Here is a 20,343-nt window from a genome sequence, read left to right on the forward strand (position 1 = left end):
CGCGCCCGGGACCCCGGGCGCGCGTCCCGGCGCGGGCGACGGGGACGGGACGTCGTGGGTCGACGTCGGGGAGGCGGCGTCGGGAGCGGGTCAGAGCGCGATGAGCCGGGTGAAGTCCGTCTCGGCGTGGCCGGCCACGCGGAAGGTGCGCTCCCCCACGATCCGGAAGCCGATCCGTTCGTAGAACGCGTTGGCCCGGTGGTTGTGCACGTTCGTGCCGAGCCAGCCGTAGGCCAGGCCGCGGGCCCGCATCGCGTCCAGCCCGGCGGCCATGAGGGCGCCCGCCGCGCCCGTGCCGCGTGCCTCCGCGAGCACGTACAGCTTGGAGAGGCAGCCGACGGGCGCGTCCCCGACGACGGCGGCCACGGCCGGCTCGGCGGCCGGGGCGAGCTCCGTCATCACGTAGCCCACGACGCGGCCGGCCGTGTCCTCGGCCACGGCCACCGCGTGGTCGGCCGAGGCGATCCAGCCACCGATCACGTCCGCGTTCAGCTGCGCGGCGATGTGCTCCTCCATCGCCTCCCGCGTGGTGGTCGGCGGGCACGCGTCCGGGAACGTCGCGGCGGCCACGCGCGCGACGGCCGCGGCGTCGCCGGGGACGGCCGGGCGGACGGTCACGGGAGCGGGGGACGCGCGGACGGTCGGCTCGGGCGTCGGATCGGGGTCGGCGGTCATGCGGGGGACGGTACCCGAGGCGCTGGGCTGAGGCCCTGGCGAGACGCCGGGCTCATTCCTCGAGGCAGCGGTCCTCGGGGTCGATCGCGCCCATGATGCGACGCCCGATCACGGCGAGCTGACGCACCTGCGCACGGGTGAGCGGGTCCAGCACGGTGCGGCGGACCTCCGCCACGTGGCCGGGCGCCGCGCCGACCACCACCTCGCGCCCCTCGGCGGTGAGGGTCGCCAGCGTGACGCGCCCGTCCCGAGGGTCGGGGCTGCGGCGCACGAGGCCGCGCTTCTCGAGACGCGTCACCACCTGGGAGAGCCGTGGGAGGGAGCCGGCGGAGAGGTGCGCCAGCTCCCCCATGCGCCGTGTCCCCTCGGGCGCCTCGGAGAGGTGGGAGAGCACCGAGTACTCGAAGTGGCTGAGGCCGGCGTCGCGGCGCAGCTGCGCGTCCAGCGTGGGGTCCAGGCGCAGCACCACGCTCATCAGGGCGAGGAACGCGCGCCGTTCCTCGTCGTCCAGCCAGGGTGTCGTGTCATCCGCCATGCAGCCCATCGTACCCGCGGCCGACGGACCAATCACTTGCACTATGAAGTGCCTGCGGCCTACAGTTCATTAACGGATGAAGCACCACGCCCCGTCGTCGTCCAGGAGGTAACCATGACCGCCACCATCCAGGATCCCTGGGCCCAGCCCACCCCCGCCGGCGCCTACGACGACCTGCTCGCCCGCGCCCTGCCGATGACCCGCGCCCAGCGGCGTTGGGAGCCCAGCGACGGGCGCATGCCCACGCTGTTCGTCAGCCACGGTGCGCCGCCCACCCTCGACGAGCCGCAGTGGCTCGCGGACCTGTTCGACTGGGCACAGTCCATGCCCAAGCCGCGGGCCGTGGTGATCGTCTCCGCCCACTGGGAGGACGCACCCGTGGCGATCTCCTCGGCGACGGCAGGCACCCCGCTGGTCTACGACTTCGGCGGCTTCCACCCGCGCTACTACGAGCTGCGGTACGCCACCCCGGACGCCACGGATGTGGCCGCCCGCGTGGCCGGCGTGCTCGGCCAGGGCCGCCCCGGCTCCGTGCACCAGACCGGCCGCGGCCTGGACCACGGCGCGTACATCCCGCTCATGGCCATGTACCCGGCCGCGGACGTGCCCGTGGTGCAGGTGTCCATGCCCTCGCAGGACCCGAAGGCCCTGCTGCAGCTCGGCGAGAGGCTCAGGGGGCTGCGCGAGGAGGGCGTGCTCGTGATCGGCTCGGGCTTCATGACGCACTCGTTCGCCGCCATGCGCGACCCGCGCCTCTTCGGCCACGTGGACGCCTTCGACACGTGGGCCGCCGAGATGACCCACGCCGGCGACGTCGACGCGCTCATGGGCTACCTGGACAAGGCGCCCGGCGCCCGCATCGCCCACCCGACGGCGGACCACTACGTGCCGCTGCTGCTCACCATGGGCGCCGCGAACGACCCCTCGAGCGCCCGGACCGTGTTCGACCGGTTCGTGTTCAGCAACCACATCCGCTCGTTCCAGGTCGACTGACCCGGAGCGCTTCACCCCCCCCGAAAGGAAGAGGTACCCCCTCATGACCACCCTGAGCATCATCGGCGACGGCACCATGGGCACCGCGATCGCGGAGGTCGCCCGCCGCGGCGGTCACGACGTCACCCTCATCGGCCGCGACGGCACCGCCGCGGACATCACCGGCGAGATCGTCGTGCTGGCCCTGCCCTACCCGGCCCTCTCCGACGTCATCACGACGTACGCCCCCGCCCTCGAGGGCAAGGTCGTCGTGGACATCACCAACCCGCTGGACTTCGACACCTTCGACTCCCTGCAGGTGCCCGCGGACTCCTCCGCCGCCGCCGAGGTGGCCGACGCCCTGCCGAACGCACGCGTCCTCAAGGCCTTCAACACCACCTTCGCCGCCGCCCTCTCCTCCGGGAGGATCGGCGACCAGACCACCACCGTGCTGATCGCCGGTGACGACGCGGACGCCAAGTCCGCGCTGGCCGACGTCGTGACCTCGGGCGGCCTGAACGCGATCGACGCGGGCGCCCTGAAGCGCGCCCGCGAGCTCGAGGCCGTCGGCTTCCTGCAGCTCACACTCGCCGCCGCCGAGAGGATCGGCTGGACCGGCGGCTTCGCCACCGTGCGCTGACCCTGCAGGCCCCCGGGCCGAGGGGCTCATGCCACACTGACGGCGTGAGCCCCTCGTCCGTGCGCCGGCCCTCCCCGGCGGCCGCTGCACTGGCCGCCCTCGGCGCCATGCTCGCGCTCGTGATCCTGGTCAGCGCGCTCCTCGCGTTCGGCGCCGGCAGCGCCGTCGCCCCCGGGGAGGGCCCGACGTCGGCCGCACCGTCGTCGACCGCTTCGCCCTGACGCGCGGAGCGGGCCCTGGAACGAGCCGGAGGTGGGAGCGGCGGCGACCGTCGGCGCCGCCGATCAGATCCCTGAAAGGCCCCGCACCAGAGCCACCGTGCCCCCGACGCCGGCCAGGCAGACGGCCAGGGTCCGCGCCTTCGAGGCGTCCACGCTCCGCGCGACGCGGGAGCCGAGGAGGATCCCCACGGGACCGGCGACGACAGCGACCGCCCAGACGAGTCCGGGCACGTCGACGTCGGGGGGTACCGCCGTGCCGAACAGCGACTTCGTGGCGAGGGAGGTGAGGTTGGCCAGCAGGAAGATCGGCTGCAGGGTGGCCGCCCAGGACTTCTGATCCCACTTGGCCGCCACCGCGTAGACCGCGAGCGCGGGACCGGCGACGCCCGCCGTCGTGTTCATGAAGCCGGCCACCGCCCCCGACGCGAAGACCGCGCCGTTGCCGGTGAGGGTGAAACGCTTCTGGAGGCCGAGGGCGGCGGCGATCGCGACCAGCACGGACGCACCCAGCAGGATCTCCAGGGCGTGCGGCTCGAGGGAGCGCACCGCCCAGGCACCGAGGAACGAGCCGCAGACCAGCAGGGGGGCCAGGCGGACGAAGCGCGCCCAGTCCACGTGCCTGTGGAGGAGTGCGAAGAGGATGGCCGCGGACATCACGGCCGCCACGTTGGAGATCGTCACGCCGGCCACGGGGCCGAGCAGGATCGAGAGGGTCGGCGCGGCGATCATGCCCACGCCCATGCCGCTGATCCGCTGCAGCGCGCCGCCGACCGTGATGGCCAGCAGCACGACGAGGGCCATGGTGAGCGTGCCGGCGTCGAGTCCCATGGGCAGAAGTCTCCTCCGGATTCTGGGCGAGTCTCGACGAGCGACTCGCCCACCACCGTGTGACCGGTGAGCACGGCGCCCAGAACCCGAGAGCGAACGGGGCCCTGGCGGCGTGCACGGCCGCTTCCCCGGGCGTCTGGCGGGCCTCGAGGCGTTCCTCACCCGCTGACCCCCGCCCCCGCCCAGCCCAGCCCAGCCCAGCCCAGCCCTCAGGGTGGTCACGACACGCCGCATCCCGTTCCCGCAGATGGCGTGTCGTGACCACTCGGGACGCGTCGACGCGCCCGCCACGACCGACTCCTCGCTGGCGTCGCCCGCCGATCGCATCTCGTTCAGCGTCCTCCCCGACCCGCAGTTCTACTCGCGCTATGCCACCGCCGGGACCGGAGACCCGTACATGACCCACTACGGCTCGGAGCCCTTCCTGGCCCAGACGCAGTGGATCGCCGACAACGACCAGGCCTACGACGTCGCCTTCACGATGCACCTCGGTGACGTGGTGGACCGCGCGAACCCGCCCGAGGAGTGGGCGGTGGCGGACGAGGCCATGTCCGTGCTGGAGCAGGCCGGCGCCCCGTACTCGGTGCTGGCCGGCAATCACGACGTCGGCGCCGGCGCCTCGGACACTGACGCCGTCTCCGACGAGACCTACGTCTCGCACTTCTCCGCCGAGCGCGCGGCGCAGCAGTCCACCTTCCTGGAGCGCGACCCCTCAGGCGCCTCGGAGGCTCACCTGGTGGCGCAGGACGGGACGACCTTCCTGGTGCTGGCCATCTCGTGGCAGTCCCAGCAGGAGACTCTGGACTGGGCGAACCGCGTGATCGCCGCCCACCCGGGCGTCCCCACGATCCTGACGAGTCACCAGATCCTCAACGTGGACGAGGCCACCGGCGAGCAGCTGTCCTCGGCGTACGGCGAGCGCCTGTGGAACGACGTCATCGCGCCCAACGACCAGGTGTTCCTGACCCTCAACGGCCATCACCACGGTGCCACCGAGCAGGTGTGCTTCGACGACGCCGGCCGCACCGGCAACACGGCCAGCTACTTCACCACCGCCGACGGCGCGGACGTGGACGACGAGACCTTCCCGAACGGCTTCACCCTCGAGGCGTTCATCAAGATCGACCCGGACTTCACGCCCGAGGAGAACGCCTGGATGCGGTGGCTGACACGCGACGGGCAGCGGGAGAACCTCCCCGGCTATGTGGACACCGAGGGCGATGAGCCCCCCTTCGCCTGGGCCTTCTCCAACCTCCGCGAGGTCCAGCTCTCCGTGGTGGACTCCCAGGCCCCGGTCGCCACGGAGACGTCCGCCTGGTCCAGCGAGACCGTGGGCAGCGGGCAGTGGCACCACCTGGCCGCCGTGAACGACCCGACCACGAAGACCACCACCATGTACGTGGACGGTGTGCCGGTGCAGCGCAACGCCACGGAGACCGTGGGCATCGCCCACGACGAGGCGCAGCGCTGGGTGTTCGGCGCCGGCTCCTACGACGGCCAGCGTCAGTCCGGCTTCCTCGGCTGCCTCGGCGAGACCCGCATGGTGGACCGCCCGCTCGCCCAGAACCAGTGGCTCACCTCCCGCGCGGAGACCACGACGCCCGTGGATCCGGCCCCCGTCGAGCCGACCCCCGTGGCGCACCCGGAGCGCATGCTGACCCGTGGCGACGCCGTCGCCCTCGTCCGAGACCGCACCGGCGTGGACCTGACCGGCATCCTCGCCGACCCACGGGGAGGCCGCCGAGGCGCTCGCACACCTGCGTTGACCGTGACCCCGCCGGGGCGACCCGCGGAGGGTCCCCGGATCCTGGGCGAGTCTCGACGAGCGACCTGACCTGGCAGGAGGTCGACGGGAGACAGCGGCTCGAGGTCGGCTCTCACGTGCGGGCCGACCTCCAGGGGCGCGGCTGCGCGGCCGAGGCCGCGGCAGCCCGCCGGGACCCCGCGCGGAACGCGCAGCGCAGTGCCGAGCTCGTCGCGGACATCCACCCGGAGAACACGGCGTCCCGGCGGGTGACGGAGAAGATCGGCGGGGACGGCCCTCGGAAGGACATGGGTGAGCCCCCACCTCAACGGCGGGGGCTCACCCATGGAGTCAGCTCACTTGGCGTGGCGCTGGAGCAGCTCCTTGGCCTTCTCCAGGCCGGCGGCCTCAAGATCATAGGAGCCGGTCGCCTTGTAGTGGTCCTCGACCGCGTCCGTGACGCTGTACTCCTCCGGGTTGCCGGGGGGCGTGGACGTCTCCAGGACGTGGAGCAGGTAGGTCTCTCCGGCGGCCAGGGCCTCGGGGGTCTCATGTGCCATGCCAGTCTCTCCTTGCAGTGCTGACGGTGGAGGAAGAGAGCGTATGACACCGCGGCGTCAGGACGCCAGCATCCGCACCGTCGCCAGGTTCCGGGCCGTGCCCACGACGCCGAGGGTCCGCTCGATCCGAGTCAGCGTGAGCGGCGAGTCTCGCACGGTCGTGGCGTGGCGGATCCAGAGGAACCGGCCCACGAGCACCGCGCGGTCCTCCCCCGGGTCCAAGGCCGCGAGGGCCACCGCCCGGCTCGGGTCCGGGACCGCGTCCAGCAGGGTGAGCTGCACCGCCTTCGGCTCCTGCTCCGGCCAGCCCTGCGCCTCGAGCACGGCGAGGGCCTCCCGGAGCTCGGCCGGCGACGTCGCCATCACCGGCACGTCGATGTCCCGCTCAGCCCGCGCCGCGGCGGCCACGGAGGCGGCGACGGCGGCTGGGTCCGCGCCGGCGGGGAGCGTCAGGATCACGTTGCCGCTGGCCTGGACCGTGCGGACGTCCGTGCCGCCGGCCTGCTCGGCCCAGCGGATGAGGTCCACCTTGGGGATGCGGCGGTGGGCGCCCACGTTGATGCCCCGCCAGAGGAGCACGTGGACGTCGCCCAGCGTCGTCGGGGCAGCCATGGTCAGCGCGCCTCGACCAGGTGGGCATAGACCACGCGGTTGTCCTCGAACGTCCGTGTCCACGGGTTGTAGCCGTCGCACGTGATCATGCGCAGCTCCGGGCGCTCGGTGTTCCCGTAGACCTCGTCCGTGGGGAAGTCATCCTTGCCGTACTCCTCGACGCGGTCCACCTCGAAGACGGCCGTGGTGCCGTCCTCGCGCTCCACCGAGACGACGCCCCCCGGCTCGAGCTCCGAGAGGCGGCGGAACACGCCGTCGTTGTTGCCGTACGCGCTCACGTGGCCGAGCAGCACGGCCGGACCGCGCTCTCCGGGCGTGGGCGAATGGATGTACCACGCGGCGGGCGTCCCCGGGTCGCCGGAGGGGACCTCGAGGGCGCCGTCGTCGCGCAGGCCGAGATGCAGCAGCTCTGAGTCCAGGCCGATCTCGGGGGCGGAGACGGAGACGGGCTCGGACGCGGGCAGCACGTCGGGTGCGCCCTCCTCCGCGGCGGCCGTCGGCGGCGGCGCGGAGCCAGTCGAGGCGGACGCGCTGGGTGCCGACGCGGGGGAGCTCGCCGAGGCCGAGGCAGGCGGGGTGGACACGGGCGTCGCGCTCGGGGACGGCGCGTCGCCGGAGGACGAGAGGGAACGGCGATACGCGCTCTCACGGACGTCGGCGAAGTGCGGGGAGGACGACGAGGTGGACGGGCTGGGTGCGCTCGTCGCCGGCACGGGCTGGGTCGGCGTGGCCGACGGCGTCGAGCAGCCCGTGACGAGGAGAGACACGGCCGCCGCGGACGCCCACAGGCGCCCGCGGCGGCGGTCAGGGGATCCGGTCATGCGCGAAGCGTAGGGGATCCGCCGGGAGGGGTGCCGGTGTCAGGCCTGCGCACGACGGCGGGTCGCCACACCGGCGCCGACGACGGCGGCCAGGCCCAGCGCGCCCACGGCCAGGGCGGCGGCGGGATCGGACTCCGGGGCGATGCCGGTGTCTGCGGCGCCGACGGGCACCTTGGTGACCTGCTTCTCCTCGGCCTCCTTCGTGGGCTCGGCCTCCTTGGCGGCGGACGCCTTGATCGCGGCGATCTCCTCGGCGGCGGCCCTCTCTCGGCCCTCGACCTTGATGCCGCTCGCCACGTCGATCTCGCAGCCGATGCCGTCCTGATCGGAGTCCAGGTCGTCGTGGTAGAGGTCCGAGGACTCCTTGATGTTGCCCTTGCCGGCGGCCCACGCGTCCTCGCAGTCGGCGTAGGTGTACGCGGCGTCCGGCTTCGCCTGGTCGCGCGGGTCGTGCGAGGCGGTGGGGGCAGGAACGGGCTTGGCGGACGGCTTCGTCGCAGGGGTCCACTTGTGGGTGCTGGATCCCTTGGGAGGGTTCACGCACGCGACCTTGTCCCCGTCGCCGTCAAGGCCCTTGCGGAAGCCGGGGGTGTCCGGAGTGATGTGGGAGAGGTTCGCGGCGTAGACCTCCTGGCAGTTCGCATAGGACGGCGCAGCCGTGGCCGGGGCGGCGGCGAACAGGGACACACCGAGGGCGGCGGTCAGGGTGACGCCGGTGGCGAGCTTCTTCATCGGGATTCCTCCGAGATCGTGGCGGGTGCCGTCCCTCATGCCGTCGTGTGGCGGGGGCGACATCTCGCATTCAAGCCGATCCCTCCAGGGATATCCATTCGACAGCCGGGGTGCCGCACAGGCTCCGATCAGCTGCCTCGCGCACACCGCCGCTTCCTGTGCTCGTCATCACATCCACCGTCTGACCTGGGAAGCTCCCGGCCGCGTCAGGGCCTTAACGTGTCCGGCCCGTCAGTAGCCTGCCTGGATGGACATGGACACGCGCGACCCCCACGCCCCGGCGGACCGGGAGCTGCTGCAGCGCGCCGCGGACGAGTGGCGTGACGCGCTGATCGACGTCGGCGGCACCAACCGCCTGCTGCACTTCCGCAGCACGGCCGCCACGGTGGACCTGGCCCAGGCCGCGCCGGACGCCTACACGGCCCTGCTCGCGGGCGGCGCCGTCCGCCTCTCCCAGCTCTTCCCGGGAGCGGACGCCCACGCCGCCGCGCACCGCGCCTGCACCCAGCTGCACCGCCGGCAGCGCGAGGCCGTGGAGGAGTACGGCGTCCCGGTCACGCACCTCGCGGTCGGCTTCGCCACCTGGCTCGGCGAGTCCGACGCCGCCCCCCGGCCCCACGCGCCCGTGCTGCTGCGCCCGCTGCAGATCGAGCGCACTCGCGGCGCCGGGGAGGGCTGGACGCTCACCCTCACGGACGACGTGCAGGTCAACACCGTGCTGCTGCACGTGCTCGCGCACGCGGGCGCCGAGATCGCCGAGGAGGACCTCCTCGCCCCGCTCGAGGACCTCGGCCCCGAGCAGGGGATGCGCGTGAGCCTCGCCCGGCTGGACGCGCTGGCCGCGGACGTCGAGGGCTTCGCCGTGATGCAGGAGGCCGTCCTCGCCGCCTTCTCGTACCAGAAGCAGCCCATGGTCGCGGACGTCACGGACCTGGACGCCCTGGCCGGCTCCGAGCTGGTCCGGGCCCTCGCCGGCGAGCCGGACGCCATGCGCGGCGCCCGCACGGCCGCCACGGGCGTGCCCGTGGAGCCCTCGTCCCCGGACTACGCGCCCGTGGACTCCGAGTACCTCGTGCTGGACGCGGACGCCAGCCAGTCGTACGTGGTCAACGCGGCCCTCGCCGGGCGGAACCTGGTGGTGCAGGGCCCTCCCGGCACGGGCAAGAGCCAGACGATCGCCAACCTGATCGCCGCCCTGATCGCCTCGGGGAAGCACGTGCTGTTCGTGGCGCAGAAGCGCGCCGCCATCACCGCCGTCCTGGACCGCCTGGACCACGTGGGGCTCTCCCACCTGCTGCTGGACCTGTTCGCCGCGGACGGCTCGCGGCGTCTGGTGGCCGAGCAGCTGAAGGCCGCCCTCGAGCGGCCGGAGGAGGACACGGGCCCGGAGGACGTCGCCCTCCACAGTCGGCTCGCCGCCGCCCGTGACCGCCTCGTGGCGCACAAGGACGCGCTCACCGAGCCGCGCCACGGCTGGGGGATCAGCGTGAGCGCCCTGCGCACCGGCACCGCCGGCATCCCGACGGCGGCCCGCACCTCCTTCCGCCTCCCCGCCTCCGCGTTCGGCGACTGGGCGCCCGGCGACCTCGACCGCCACGCCGCGGCACTGGACGAGCTGCATGAGCTCGGCGCCCTGAGCCCGGCCTGGCGCACCGCCCCCGGCTGGCGCCCGGACGCCCTGCGGACGCGCGAGGACGCCCAGCGGCTGCGCGGCCGCGTGCTCGAGCTGCAGCAGCGCCTCGTCGGCCTGACGGACCTGATGCCGCCGCTGGCCCGCGCCGCCGGCTATCCGGCCCCGGCCACGCTCGAGCAGGTCGCGTGGGTCGTCGGGCTGCACGCGGGCGCCGCGCGGCTCGAGCGGCGGGTGCCGGGTCTCGTGCACGCCCCGGACGTGGAGGAGCTCGCCGCCGCCGTCGGGGGCGGCGAGGACGTCGGGTTCTGGCGGCGCCGCGGCCTCAAGCGCCGCGCGCGGGACGTCCTCGAGGGCGTGCCCCGAGAGGAGCACGCCGCCCTCCTGGCCGAGGCGGGGCACCTGCGTTCCCAGTGGCGCGGCAGCGGAGCCCCCTCGGCCGCGCCCGCCACCGCCGAGGCCGAGGCCGCCCTCGCCGAGGTGCGCGCGCTGCTCGGCGAGCTCGCCCCCGCGGTGCAGGGCATGGACCTGGAGGGCCTGGGCCTGGAGGAGCTCCAGAAGCGCCTCGCCCGGCTCACCGACGGCGGCCGGGCCAGCGCGCTCGTCCGCTCGGCTGACGCGCGGGCCGCCCTGGCCGCGGCCGGCCTGGACCCGTTCGTGCGGATGCTCGTGACCCGGCTGTCCTCGGGCGAGCCGCTCGACGCCGAGCCCGGGCTCCTGCTGCGCTGGGCCGTGCTGCGCTCCCTCCTCGAGGAGGCCGAGCTGAGCAGCCCGGGCCTCGCGGGCCTGCGGGGCGCGGACCTGGACCGCGCGGCGCGCGCGTACCGCACGGCCGACGTCGCGCACCTGGCCGCCAACGCCACGCGCGTGCGCCGGCGCGCGGCCGAGCACCTCGAGAGGGAGATCGACGCCCACGGGGAGGAGTACGCCCGCCTGGTCACGGAGATCACCCGCAAGCGCACCGTGCGGCCGGTGCGCCAGCTCTTCGAGGACTCCCCCCACGTGATGCGGGCCGCCACGCCCGTGTGGGCCATGAGCCCCCTCCAGGTCTCCCGGCTGCTGCCCGCCGAGCGGTGCTTCGACGTGGTGGTCTTCGACGAGGCGAGCCAGATCAGGCCCGCCGACGCCGTCCCGGCCCTCCTGCGCGCCGGCCAGGCGGTCGTCGCGGGCGACAGCCGCCAGCTGCCACCCACCGAGTTCTTCACCAAGGTCATGGAGGACGCGTCCGAGGACGAGGACGAGGACGTCGCCCTGGACGGGCACGGCAGCGAGGGCCGTCGGGACGCGCGGCCCCGCGCCGGGAGCCTGACGAAGGACGCCGAGTCCATCCTGGCGGCCATGGACCGGCTGCTGGCCGGCCAGAGCCGCGGCCTCCAGTGGCACTACCGCTCGCGGGACGAGCGGCTCATCGCCGTCTCCAACGAGCACGTCTACCACCGCAGCCTCACCACCTTCCCGGCCGCGGACGCCCAGGACGCCGTGCGGCACGTGGAGGTGCCCGCGAGCCCCGGGATCAACGGCTCCGCCAACAGCCCCGAGGCGGAGGTGGCCGCCGTCGTCGAGCTGGTGCGCGAGCACGTGCGCCGCCATCCCGGGGAGAGCCTGGGCATCATCGCGTTCGGCGCGAAGCACGAGGCGCGGATCGAGGCGGCGCTGTTCCAGGCCATGGCCGAGGACCCGGCGTTCGAGCGCGCCCTGAACGCGCGCACGGACGAGCCGTGGTTCGTGAAGGCCATCGAGCGCGTGCAGGGCGATGAGAGGGACGCGGTCATCCTCAGCGTGGGCTACGGCAAGGGCGCGGACGGGCGGCTGCGCTACTTCTGGGGCCCGCTCCTGCGGGAGGGCGGCGAACGGCGCCTCAACGTGGCCATCAGCCGCGCCAAGCGCCGCATGACCCTGGTGACGAGCTTCAGCCCGGACGACGTCCCCGCGGACGGGCACTCCTCCGCGGGCTTCCAGCTGATGCACCGGTTCCTGCACTTCATGGCCTCGGGGGGCATGCGGCTGACCGGCGGGCCGAGCGGCGGGATCGCGCTGAACCCGTTCGAACTGGACGTGCAGCGCCGGCTCGAGGAGGCCGGCCTGAGCCTGGACGCGCAGGTGGGCGTGGGCGGCTACCGGATCGACTTCGCCGCGCGGCATCCGGAGAAGCCGGGGCGGCACGTGCTGGCCATCGAGGCCGACGGTGCCTCGTACCACTCCGGCCACACCGCCCGGGAGCGCGACCGCCTGCGGCAGTCCATGCTCGAGGCCCGCGGCTGGCGCTTCCACCGCATCTGGAGCACGGACTGGTTCGCGGACGCGGATGCGGAGGTGGCCAAGACGGTGGCGGCGTTCGAGGCGGCGGTGGCGGCCGACGACGCGGGGTGACGGCGCGTGTCCCCGCAGGCTCAGATGCCGTCGGCCTCGGCCGGGGCTCCGGCTCAGCGGTTCCCGGGGAAGCGCGGGTCGACCGCCTCGCCGCCGGGCGCGTGCACCGTGGCGGGGGCGCCCGTCTCATCGGCGCCGCGCGCGCAGCACGAGCTCGAGGTCGAACCGGCCGTCCGGGTCGTCCAGCGCGTCCCCGAAGAGCTCCCGCAGGCGTCCCACCCGGTAGCCCACGGTCTGCGGATGCACGCCCAGCTCCGCGGCGATCGGCGCGCGCTGGCCCCAATGCGTGAGCCAGGAGAGCAGGGTGGCCTCGAGGATCTCGCGCTTGGCCGCGGTCACGCCCTCGAGCGGCGCCAGCACCCGGCCGGCCAGCTGCGCCACCACGCGGGGCTCGGCTCCCAGCACGACGCGGGCGAGGTGGTGCTCGGCCAGCACGGGATCCCCCGTGCCGCCGCTGCTCTGCACCGCGAGCGTGCGCGCCACCCGGTACGAGTGCGGCGCCAGGCCCCACTCCACCGCCGGACCGACGACGGCCGCCGTGCCCGCGAGGAGACGCAGCATCTGCTCGCGCCGGACGCGGGGCGGCAGGGCGTCCACCACCGCGACCACCTCGGACTCCCGCTCGACCACCAGGCCGGTGCGGCCGAGGCGGTGGCGGACGTCCGCGCCGGCCGTGGCCGGGAGGACCACGACGGCCAGACGGCGCGGCAGGCGCCAGTCGGCGAGCGCGGCGAGGCGCTGCACCTCCTTCTCCTCCGCGCCGCCGCGGATGAGCGCGGAGGCGAGGTCGGAGCGGTAGAGCTCGAGCAGACCCGCCTGGGCCGACTGGGCTTGGGCGTAGGCCTGCGCACTCACGGAGGAGAGCTCGTCGATGTACGCCCAGATGGACTCGCCGAGGTCGATCACCACGGACATGTCCATGCCCTGCCGCGCGCACTCGGCCGAGAGGTCACGGAACACGATCCGCGCAGACGTGCGGTACGCCCCGAGGAGGGCGTCCATGCTGCGGCCCTCCCGGAACTCTCCCGCGCCGAGGGTGGCCATGAGGGCGCGGGAGTCGTCGTTGAGGGCGGGCAGGTCCGTGCCGGGCAGGCGCATGAGCTGCTCGAATGCGGTCCGCACCCCGTGGGAGAGGTTGCGGCCGTACTTGCCGTCCCGGGCTTCGGCGTAGGCCGGGATCTGATCCGGGACGTCCTGGATCATGCGCGCCATGACGGCCGGCAGGGCCGGCGCGAGCTTCTCGGGCAGGTCGCCGGGCAGCGACTGCCACGGGGGGCTCCACTCGCCGTCGTCGCTGGTCAGGCCAGGGTGGACGACGGCGGGGGACGAATCGGGGAAAGGGGCGGGGGGCTGGCTCATCATTGTCTCCTCATGATGAAGAACGTCCCTCGATCGTACGTCCAGCGAGAAGAAACACAGCGTGTCCCGCCATACGCTTGGACCATGGCCGGACCGACCCTGCTGACCCGCATCGCCTCGGTGCTGCTGCATCCCCTGACCCCCGAGGACGTGCTCGGACTGCTGGACCCCGTGCGCTCGTCGCGCCAGCTGCGCGGCGTGGTCACGGCTGTCACGCGCGAGACCGCCGGCACCGCCACGATCGCCTTCCGCCCCGGACCGGGTTGGACGGCGCACGACGCCGGCCAGTGGGCCCGCATCGGCGTGGACGTGGACGGCGTGCGCCAGTGGCGCTCCTACTCGCTCTCCGCCCCGGCCGGCGCCGACCCGGAGATCACGGTCTCGGACATCGGGGTGGTCTCGGGCACCCTGGTGCGCGGCACCAAGCCCGGGGACGTCCTCTTCCTGGACCTGCCCGAGGGCGACTTCACGCTTCCAGAGGAGCCGCGCCCCCTGCTCATGCTCACGGCCGGCTCGGGCCTCACACCCGTGATGTCCATGATCCGCACGCTCGTGCCACGCCGGGCCGACGCCGACGTCGTGCTGATCCACTCCTCCCGCACCCCGGAGGACGCGCTCTTCCGCGAGGAGCTGGCCGAGCTCGCGGACCAGTTCCCCGGCCTGACGGTGCACCACCGCTACACCGCCACGGACGGGCGCCTGGACCTCACCACCCCCGCCGATCTCGAGGCCCTGTGCCCGGACTGGCGCGAGCGGGCCGCGTTCGCGTGCGGCCCGGCCGGCCTCCTGGACGCCGCGGAGGCACTGTGGTGCGCGCACGCCGGCGAGGACCTGCGCATCGAGCGCTTCCGCGCGGACCTGACCGCCGGCGTCGCGGGGGCGGGCGGGCGCGTGACCTTCGAGCACTCGGACGTGGAGGCGGACGCCCCGGGCGACGTGCCCCTGCTCGAGGTGGCGGAGGACGCCGGCGTGGCCGCGCCCAGCGGCTGCCGCATGGGCATCTGCCACGCCTGCCTCACTCCGCTGCGCTCCGGCCAGGTCACGGACCTGCGCACGGGCGAGGTCCACGGCGACCCCGGTGAGCTCATCCAGACCTGCGTGAGCGCGGCCGCCGGGCCCGTGAGCCTGGCCGTGTGAGCCCCGCCGGCCCCCTCCCGGCCCCTTCGACATCCATCCATCGCCTCCCGAACCGTCAGGAGACCACCGTGACCCAGACACTCCCCCGTCCCGCCGGCGCCACCGCCCCCGCAGACCCCGCCCTCGCGATCCCGGGCACCACCGTCCGCGGGCGGCAGGCCCGCGTCCTCCCCGACGACCGCCCGGACACCACGAGCTGGGCCCCGCGCGGCGACGAGGCCGACGCCGCGACGAGGGCCGCGCCGAAGGCCCGCCCCGGGATGCTGGCCACCGAGGGCGGCCCCACCGTGCGCCCGCCGGCCGCCGCGCACCTGAGCGACGAGCAGGTGGCCGAGCTGGGCCGCGAGCTCGACGCGATCCGCGACGAGGTGCTGGCCTCGCGCGGCGCGAAGGACGCCGCCTACATCCGCCGCGTCATCCGCCTGCAGCGCTGGCTCGAGGTGGGCGGACGCACGCTGCTGCTGAACGCGAAGAACCGCGCCGCGTTCGTCGCCGGCATCGCCATGCTGACCACCGGCAAGATCATCGAGAACATGGAGATCGGCCACAACGTCCTCCACGGCCAGTGGGACTGGATGCGCGATCCGGACATCCACTCCACCACGTGGGAGTGGGACTTCGTCACGCCGTCGTCGGCCTGGCAGAACACCCACAACGACGCGCACCACCGCTGGACCAACGTCATCGGCAAGGACACGGACGTGGGCTACAACCTGCTCCGGATGGACGAGTCCGAGCCGTGGCAGCCCCGCCACCTCCTCAACCCCGTCCTCAACGCGGCCCTCGCCCCGATCTTCGAGTGGGGCATCGCCCTGTACGACCTGGAGCTGTCCAAGTTCCAGGCCGGAGAGAAGTCCTGGGCGGAGATGCGCCGGGACCTGGCGTCGGTGGCCGTGAAGGCCTCGCGTCAGGCCGCGAAGGACTACCTGGCCACGCCGATCGTGGCCGAGGCCCTCACCGGCTCCGGCAGGGCCGCGGTCAAGGCCACCCTCATCTCCGGCGTGCTGCGCAACATCTGGGCGCACTCGGTGATCTTCTGCGGACACTTCCCCGACGGCGTGGAGACCTTCACGGAGGAGATGGTGGAGGGCGAGACGCGCGGCGACTGGTACGTGCGCCAGATGATCGGCTCCGCCAACATCTCCGGCTCGAAGCTCATGCACTTCATGACCGGCAACCTCTCCCTGCAGGTGGAGCACCACCTGTTCCCGGACCTGCCCTCGAACCGGTACGCCGAGGTGGCACCCAAGGTCCAGGACATCTGCCGGCGCTACGGCCTGCCCTACACCACGGGGCCGTTGCACAAGCAGGTCGGCTCGGCGTGGGCCAAGGTCTTCCGGCTGGCGCTGCCGTGAGGTGGGAGGGGCGGGCGCCCCTCCCACCGCCGTCGTCGTCGGCTCAGCCCTTCACGCCGCCGGCCGTGAGGCCGGAGACGATGTACCGCTGCAGGAACAGGAACAGCGCCATCACGGGCAGGGCCGCCAGCACGGCGCCGGCCGCGAACACGCCCCAGTTCTCAGAGCGGGTCTCCGAGACGTAGCCGTAGAGGCCCACCGCGAGCGTCTGCGCGGACGGGTCCGTGAGCACCACGGAGGCGATCACGAACTCCGAGACCGTGGTGATGAAGGACAGCAGGGCCACCACCGCGAGGATGGGGGTCACCAGGCGCAGGATGATCGAGAAGAAGATCCGCGCGTGCGAGGCGCCGTCGAGCTTGGCGGCCTCGTCCAGCGACGGCGGGATGGTGTTGAAGAACCCGTACATCAGGTACGTGTTCACCCCGAGCGCGCCGCCCAGGTACACGAGGATGAGGCCGAGCTGCGAGCCGATGCCCAGGACGGGCACCAGGTTGCCGATGTAGTTCAGCAGCAGGAAAATCGCCACCACCGCGAGCAGCTGCGGGAACATCTGTACCAGCAGCAGCGTCAGCAGCCCCACGCGGCGGCCCGTGAACCGCATCCGGGAGAACGCGTAGGCGGCCAGGGCGCCGAGGAACACCGTCATCACGGACGTGATGACGCCGATGACCATCGTGTTGAGGAACCAGCGGCCGAAGGGCCGGTCCGGGTTGCTGAACAGGTCCACGTAGTTCTGCCCGCTGAACGAGGAGAACAGCCGGTTCGAGCTCGCCATCGTGCCGGTCGGGTCGAGCGACGCGGACAGCACGTACAGCAGCGGGAACAGTGCGAACGCGCTGGCCAGCACGCCCACCGCGTGGCGCCAGCCCAGCTCCCGCATCCAGCGGCCGAACGAGCGGCGGCGTCGTGGCGGGGCCTGGTCCTCCTCCCAGCGCAGCGGGTCCGTCACCTGCTGCGCCAGGGCGGCGGCGAGGGGCGAGGTCGGGGCGGCCGCCTCGGGGGCGTCCGGCCGGGGCCGTCCGAAATCCTGGGGGATGCTCACTTGTCGATCTCCTCGAGCGCCTTGGTCTGCCGGAAGCTGATCGCCGAGATGGTCGCCACGATCAGGAAGATCACGATGGACAGGGCGGAGGCCAGGCCGTAGTCGCGCCCCACCCCGCTGAACGCCGTCTTGTAGACGACCGTGATCAGCAGGTCCGTGGCGCCGATGTTCGAGCCCGCGTCGGGGAACCGCGGTCCGCCGCCGGTCAGCATGTAGATGATGTTGAAGTTGTTGAAGTTGAACGCGAACGAGGAGATCAGCAGCGGCGCCACCGAGACCAGCAGCAGGGGCAGCTTGATGGAGCGGAAGATGCGCCACGGGCCGGCGCCGTCCATGCGGGCGGCCTCGTCCACGTCCTCGGGCAGGGACTGCAGGGCGCCTGTGGTCACCAGGAACATGTAGGGGAAGCCCAGCCACAGGTTCACCACGAGCACCGACAGCCGGGCCAGCCACGGGTCGGTGAGCCACGGGATGTCCGCGCCGCCGAAGAACACGGTGTTGACGAAGCCGAACTCCGGGTTGAGCAGGCCGGCCCACACGAGGCCGGACAGGAACGCCGGGAACGCGTACGGCAGGATCATCATCACCCGGTAGACCTTCTTGCCGCGCATGTCCGAGCGGTTGAAGGCGATCGCCAGCAGCAGCCCGACGGCGAACGTCGTGGCCACGCTCAGGAACGCGAAGGCGAAGGTCCATACGGCGACCCGCACGAGCGGGTCGCGCAGCTCGGGGTCGGTGAACGCGCGCGTGAAGTTGTCCAGGCCTACGAACACCCGCCAGCCGGTCTGCAGCGTGCTGCCGTCGTCCGTCTGGAACTGGCCCTCGCCGTTGTCCCGGTACTCCGCGCCGCTCTCGAGGTCCGTGAAGGTGTCCCGGGCCTCGTCATACTTCAGACGCGGCGTGTACACGTACCCGCGGGAACCGTCGCGCGTCTCCAGGGTGCCGTCCGCGGCGTCGTCGCTCAGCGGGACCTTCAGGCGGGTGACCTGGTCCTGACGCTGCAGCAGGTCGCCGAACCGCAGGGTGGTGTACCCCTCCACCCCCACCGGCTGTCCGTCCTGCATCTGGGCCTCGACCGGCTCCAGCTCCTGGTCCGCGCCACCGAGGACGGGCTCCCCGTCCCGCAGGGTCAGCAGGTAGAGGTCGCCGCTCTCCTCCAGCACAGTGAGGTCGTACACCGGGGAGTCCGGCACGCGGATGGAGGAGGAGCGCTGGATGATCTCGATCGCCGCGGCCTTGTCCGAGTTGTGCCCGGCGCCGTAGTTCGTGAAGGCGATGTAGGAGGAGTAGACCACCACGAACACCTGGAACAGCATCAGGAAGACCAGGCCGGGGGCGAGGTACTTGGCCGGGAGGCCGCCGCGGCGCAGGTAGATCCAGTTGATGCCGATCGTGACCGCCAGGGTCAGCGCGAACACCGCCCAGTCCCCCGCGGCCGCGAGCTGGAACAGCAGGAACGCCGCGAAGGCGTCCACGAGGCCCAGCAGGACGATCTTGGCCAGCGTGCCACCGAGGCCCTCGGTGCCCCGGGCGTCCGCACGACGACGACGGCCCGGGCCGGTGCGGCGCGCGGCGTCGTCGAGGGCGGCGGTGGCGGCGTCGGACCGGTCCGACGCGGTGGAAGACGGGCTCATGGTTCCTCATCCGGCCCGAGGGCCTGCCGTGGAAGGGGGGGTGCGCGCCCCGAGGGCGCGGGGGCCACGGTCTGCCTCCGGCGTCCCCGCGGGGACGCCGGAGGCAGACCGCGCCGGATCACTGGCCGATGCGGCCCTCGATGTCGGAGATCATCTTCTGCCAGGTCTGGACCGGGTCGCCCTCGCCCTTGATGATGCTCATCTCGGCGCCGCCCCAGAACTCGAACACCGCGCCCATCTCGGGGGCCGCCGGCATGGGGACGCCGTCCTCGCCGATCTCGCCGAACGCCTTGACGGTCTCGTCCGAGGCCGCCTTGTCGAAGGAGGCGGTCAGCGCCGGGGGACGCTTGCCCTCGGCGTAGAGCGCGTCCTGGGCCGCCTCGGTGGAGAGGTAGTTGACCACGAACTCGTTCGCGGCCAGCTGGTTCTCGGACTCCGAGGAGACGAAGAAGGCGTTGACGCCCACGAACGGCTGCGCCGGCTGGTCGCCCATGGACGGGATGGCCTCGACCTCGAAGTCGATGCCGGCCGCCTCGGCCTCCTCGACGTTCCACGGGCCGGTGATGAAGTAGGCCGCGTTGCCGGAACTGAACTGCTCCTTGGCGATGTCCGCGGTCATGTTCGGGTTCAGCACCCCGGACTCGCCGTACTCGGCCAGCTTCTCGGCGAAGGCCTCACCCTCCGCTCCGCCCATGGCCAGCGAGCCGGTGTCGTACGAGCCGTCCTCGGCCTGCTTGAACACGGGGGCGCCCATGGAGGTCTGGAACGGGTACAAGTGGTACGGGTCGCCCTTGACGGCGTCCAGGCCCACCACGAACGGGTACTCGGCCTCGCCGGCGTCGACGGCCTTCTGGCCCTCCGCGATCATCTCGTCGAAGGAGGCCGGGGTGGACTCGGCCAGCTCGGTGTTGCGCAGGACGGCGATGTTCTCCACGGAGTACGGCACGCCCCAGGTCTGACCCTCATAGGTGACGGCCTGCACGGAGGACTCCACGAAGTCGCCGGCTCTCTCACCCAGCTCAAGGGGCTCGATGGTGCCGTTCTGCACGAGCGAGCCGATCCAGTCGTGGGCGCCGACGATCACGTCCGGGCCCTCGCCCGTGGGGTTCTGGGTGATGAAGTCGTCCTTCATCGTGGAGTTGTCCTTGACCACGAGCTCCACCGTGATCCCGGTGTCCTCCTTGAAGTCCTCCGCCACGGCCTGCAGCGGCTCCTGGCGGCTCTGGTCCACCCACATGGTGATGGTGGTGGCGCCGGCCTCGGAGAGGTCCTGGCTCGGGGACGCGGCGGACGTGCCCTGATCGGTGGCGCCGGTCGGGGAGGAGGACGCCGGGGAGGAGGACGCCGGGGCGGAGGAGCCGCCGCCGCACGCGGTGAGCGCGAGGGCGGAGAACGCCGCGGTGAGGGTCAGGCTGAGCGGGCGGCGGAGGAGGCCGCCGGTCGTCGTCGACTGCATGGTGTGCCTTTCACGAG

General features: G+C 73.1%; 18 protein-coding genes and 1 pseudogene. 8 read left to right on the forward strand and 11 right to left on the reverse strand.

Annotated elements, in window-relative coordinates:
- Window positions 1-90: 90 nt before the first annotated feature.
- Window positions 91-675 carry a GNAT family N-acetyltransferase gene (locus AB0302_RS09550; protein WP_366371654.1) on the reverse strand — a complete coding sequence of 195 codons (585 nt, stop codon included), beginning with the start codon at window positions 673-675 and terminating at the stop codon, window positions 91-93.
- 52 nt (window positions 676-727) lie between these two features.
- Window positions 728-1,210: a MarR family transcriptional regulator gene (locus tag AB0302_RS09555; RefSeq protein ID WP_248115791.1), complete on the reverse strand. Its 483-nt coding sequence runs from the start codon at window positions 1,208-1,210 to the stop codon at window positions 728-730.
- Between the two features lie 114 nt (window positions 1,211-1,324).
- Between AB0302_RS09555 and AB0302_RS09560 the strand changes: the two genes are divergently transcribed.
- Genes AB0302_RS09560 through AB0302_RS09570 form a run of 3 tightly spaced genes read left to right on the forward strand, consistent with a single transcriptional unit; the run spans window position 1,325 to window position 3,043 of the window.
- Entirely contained in the window at window positions 1,325-2,203 is an 879-nt protein-coding gene (locus tag AB0302_RS09560) for a class III extradiol ring-cleavage dioxygenase (RefSeq protein WP_319076026.1), read from the forward strand.
- Window positions 2,204-2,246: 43 nt separating this feature from the next.
- The gene (locus AB0302_RS09565) at window positions 2,247-2,822 is read left to right on the forward strand and encodes an NADPH-dependent F420 reductase (protein ID WP_248115795.1); all 576 of its coding nucleotides are present in this window, start codon (window positions 2,247-2,249) and stop codon (window positions 2,820-2,822) included.
- 44 nt (window positions 2,823-2,866) lie between these two features.
- Window positions 2,867-3,043 carry a hypothetical protein gene (locus AB0302_RS09570; RefSeq protein ID WP_319076030.1) on the forward strand — a complete coding sequence of 59 codons (177 nt, stop codon included), beginning with the start codon at window positions 2,867-2,869 and terminating at the stop codon, window positions 3,041-3,043.
- Between the two features lie 63 nt (window positions 3,044-3,106).
- Here AB0302_RS09570 and AB0302_RS09575 read toward each other — a convergent pair whose 3' ends face one another.
- Entirely contained in the window at window positions 3,107-3,871 is a 765-nt protein-coding gene (locus AB0302_RS09575) for a sulfite exporter TauE/SafE family protein (RefSeq protein ID WP_248115798.1), read from the reverse strand.
- A 247-nt stretch (window positions 3,872-4,118) separates the two neighbouring features.
- Here AB0302_RS09575 and AB0302_RS09580 point away from each other — a divergent pair, with 247 nt between their 5' ends.
- Both AB0302_RS09580 and AB0302_RS09585 read left to right on the forward strand, forming a co-directional pair.
- Window positions 4,119-5,705: a LamG-like jellyroll fold domain-containing protein gene (locus AB0302_RS09580; protein WP_366371658.1), complete on the forward strand. Its 1,587-nt coding sequence runs from the start codon at window positions 4,119-4,121 to the stop codon at window positions 5,703-5,705.
- A gap of 47 nt (window positions 5,706-5,752) precedes the next feature.
- A pseudogene (locus tag AB0302_RS09585) lies at window positions 5,753-5,842 on the forward strand (hypothetical protein); the annotation flags it as partial.
- A gap of 129 nt (window positions 5,843-5,971) precedes the next feature.
- Here the strand turns inward: AB0302_RS09585 and AB0302_RS09590 are convergent.
- The 4 genes from AB0302_RS09590 to AB0302_RS09605 are packed head-to-tail and all read right to left on the reverse strand — an operon-like array spanning window position 5,972 to window position 8,340.
- On the reverse strand, window positions 5,972-6,175 hold the full coding sequence (locus tag AB0302_RS09590; RefSeq protein WP_366371660.1) for a hypothetical protein: 204 nt from the start codon (window positions 6,173-6,175) through the stop codon (window positions 5,972-5,974).
- Window positions 6,176-6,232: 57 nt separating this feature from the next.
- Window positions 6,233-6,787: a DUF1697 domain-containing protein gene (locus AB0302_RS09595; RefSeq protein ID WP_366371662.1), complete on the reverse strand. Its 555-nt coding sequence runs from the start codon at window positions 6,785-6,787 to the stop codon at window positions 6,233-6,235.
- 2 nt (window positions 6,788-6,789) lie between these two features.
- Window positions 6,790-7,608 carry a class F sortase gene (locus tag AB0302_RS09600; protein WP_366371664.1) on the reverse strand — a complete coding sequence of 273 codons (819 nt, stop codon included), beginning with the start codon at window positions 7,606-7,608 and terminating at the stop codon, window positions 6,790-6,792.
- A 39-nt stretch (window positions 7,609-7,647) separates the two neighbouring features.
- On the reverse strand, window positions 7,648-8,340 hold the full coding sequence (locus AB0302_RS09605) for an excalibur calcium-binding domain-containing protein (protein ID WP_366371666.1): 693 nt from the start codon (window positions 8,338-8,340) through the stop codon (window positions 7,648-7,650).
- 247 nt (window positions 8,341-8,587) lie between these two features.
- On the opposite strand from AB0302_RS09605, the gene AB0302_RS09610 reads away from it, so the two are divergent.
- Window positions 8,588-12,340 carry an AAA domain-containing protein gene (locus AB0302_RS09610; RefSeq protein ID WP_366371668.1) on the forward strand — a complete coding sequence of 1,251 codons (3,753 nt, stop codon included), beginning with the start codon at window positions 8,588-8,590 and terminating at the stop codon, window positions 12,338-12,340.
- Window positions 12,341-12,466: 126 nt separating this feature from the next.
- Here AB0302_RS09610 and AB0302_RS09615 read toward each other — a convergent pair whose 3' ends face one another.
- Window positions 12,467-13,699, reverse strand: coding sequence for a helix-turn-helix domain-containing protein (locus AB0302_RS09615; RefSeq protein ID WP_366371670.1), 1,233 nt, complete (start codon window positions 13,697-13,699; stop codon window positions 12,467-12,469).
- An 84-nt stretch (window positions 13,700-13,783) separates the two neighbouring features.
- Between AB0302_RS09615 and AB0302_RS09620 the strand changes: the two genes are divergently transcribed.
- Both AB0302_RS09620 and AB0302_RS09625 read left to right on the forward strand, forming a co-directional pair.
- Entirely contained in the window at window positions 13,784-14,836 is a 1,053-nt protein-coding gene (locus AB0302_RS09620; RefSeq protein WP_366371672.1) for a ferredoxin reductase, read from the forward strand.
- 68 nt (window positions 14,837-14,904) lie between these two features.
- Entirely contained in the window at window positions 14,905-16,191 is a 1,287-nt protein-coding gene (locus tag AB0302_RS09625) for an acyl-CoA desaturase (protein WP_366371674.1), read from the forward strand.
- Between the two features lie 43 nt (window positions 16,192-16,234).
- On the opposite strand, the gene AB0302_RS09630 is transcribed toward AB0302_RS09625, so the two are convergent.
- The 3 genes from AB0302_RS09630 to AB0302_RS09640 form a co-directional block, all read right to left on the reverse strand.
- Window positions 16,235-17,131, reverse strand: coding sequence for a sugar ABC transporter permease (locus AB0302_RS09630; protein ID WP_366371693.1), 897 nt, complete (start codon window positions 17,129-17,131; stop codon window positions 16,235-16,237).
- A gap of 101 nt (window positions 17,132-17,232) precedes the next feature.
- Window positions 17,233-18,870 carry an ABC transporter permease subunit gene (locus AB0302_RS09635; RefSeq protein ID WP_366371676.1) on the reverse strand — a complete coding sequence of 546 codons (1,638 nt, stop codon included), beginning with the start codon at window positions 18,868-18,870 and terminating at the stop codon, window positions 17,233-17,235.
- A 118-nt stretch (window positions 18,871-18,988) separates the two neighbouring features.
- The gene (locus tag AB0302_RS09640) at window positions 18,989-20,326 is read right to left on the reverse strand and encodes a maltose ABC transporter substrate-binding protein (RefSeq protein WP_366371678.1); all 1,338 of its coding nucleotides are present in this window, start codon (window positions 20,324-20,326) and stop codon (window positions 18,989-18,991) included.
- Between the last annotated feature and the right edge of the window lie 17 nt (window positions 20,327-20,343).

It is taken from the genome of Micrococcus sp. NPDC078436, from assembly GCF_040702705.1.
GTDB lineage: Bacteria > Actinomycetota > Actinomycetes > Actinomycetales > Micrococcaceae > Micrococcus.

Bases quoted from the DNA above. Each gene is read 5' to 3' on its own strand.
- AB0302_RS09550 (WP_366371654.1), bottom strand. From the start codon at position 675: ATGACCGCCGACCCCGATCCGACGCCCGAGCCGACCGTCCGCGCGTCC.
- AB0302_RS09555 (WP_248115791.1), bottom strand. From the start codon at position 1,210: ATGGCGGATGACACGACACCCTGGCTGGACGACGAGGAACGGCGCGCG.
- AB0302_RS09560 (WP_319076026.1), top strand. From the start codon at position 1,325: ATGACCGCCACCATCCAGGATCCCTGGGCCCAGCCCACCCCCGCCGGC.
- AB0302_RS09565 (WP_248115795.1), top strand. From the start codon at position 2,247: ATGACCACCCTGAGCATCATCGGCGACGGCACCATGGGCACCGCGATC.
- AB0302_RS09575 (WP_248115798.1), bottom strand. From the start codon at position 3,871: ATGGGACTCGACGCCGGCACGCTCACCATGGCCCTCGTCGTGCTGCTG.
- AB0302_RS09580 (WP_366371658.1), top strand. From the start codon at position 4,119: ATGGCGTGTCGTGACCACTCGGGACGCGTCGACGCGCCCGCCACGACC.
- AB0302_RS09590 (WP_366371660.1), bottom strand. From the start codon at position 6,175: ATGGCACATGAGACCCCCGAGGCCCTGGCCGCCGGAGAGACCTACCTG.
- AB0302_RS09595 (WP_366371662.1), bottom strand. From the start codon at position 6,787: ATGGCTGCCCCGACGACGCTGGGCGACGTCCACGTGCTCCTCTGGCGG.
- AB0302_RS09600 (WP_366371664.1), bottom strand. From the start codon at position 7,608: ATGACCGGATCCCCTGACCGCCGCCGCGGGCGCCTGTGGGCGTCCGCG.
- AB0302_RS09605 (WP_366371666.1), bottom strand. From the start codon at position 8,340: ATGAAGAAGCTCGCCACCGGCGTCACCCTGACCGCCGCCCTCGGTGTG.
- AB0302_RS09610 (WP_366371668.1), top strand. From the start codon at position 8,588: ATGGACATGGACACGCGCGACCCCCACGCCCCGGCGGACCGGGAGCTG.
- AB0302_RS09615 (WP_366371670.1), bottom strand. From the start codon at position 13,699: ATGAGCCAGCCCCCCGCCCCTTTCCCCGATTCGTCCCCCGCCGTCGTC.
- AB0302_RS09620 (WP_366371672.1), top strand. From the start codon at position 13,784: ATGGCCGGACCGACCCTGCTGACCCGCATCGCCTCGGTGCTGCTGCAT.
- AB0302_RS09635 (WP_366371676.1), bottom strand. From the start codon at position 18,870: ATGAGCCCGTCTTCCACCGCGTCGGACCGGTCCGACGCCGCCACCGCC.
- AB0302_RS09640 (WP_366371678.1), bottom strand. From the start codon at position 20,326: ATGCAGTCGACGACGACCGGCGGCCTCCTCCGCCGCCCGCTCAGCCTG.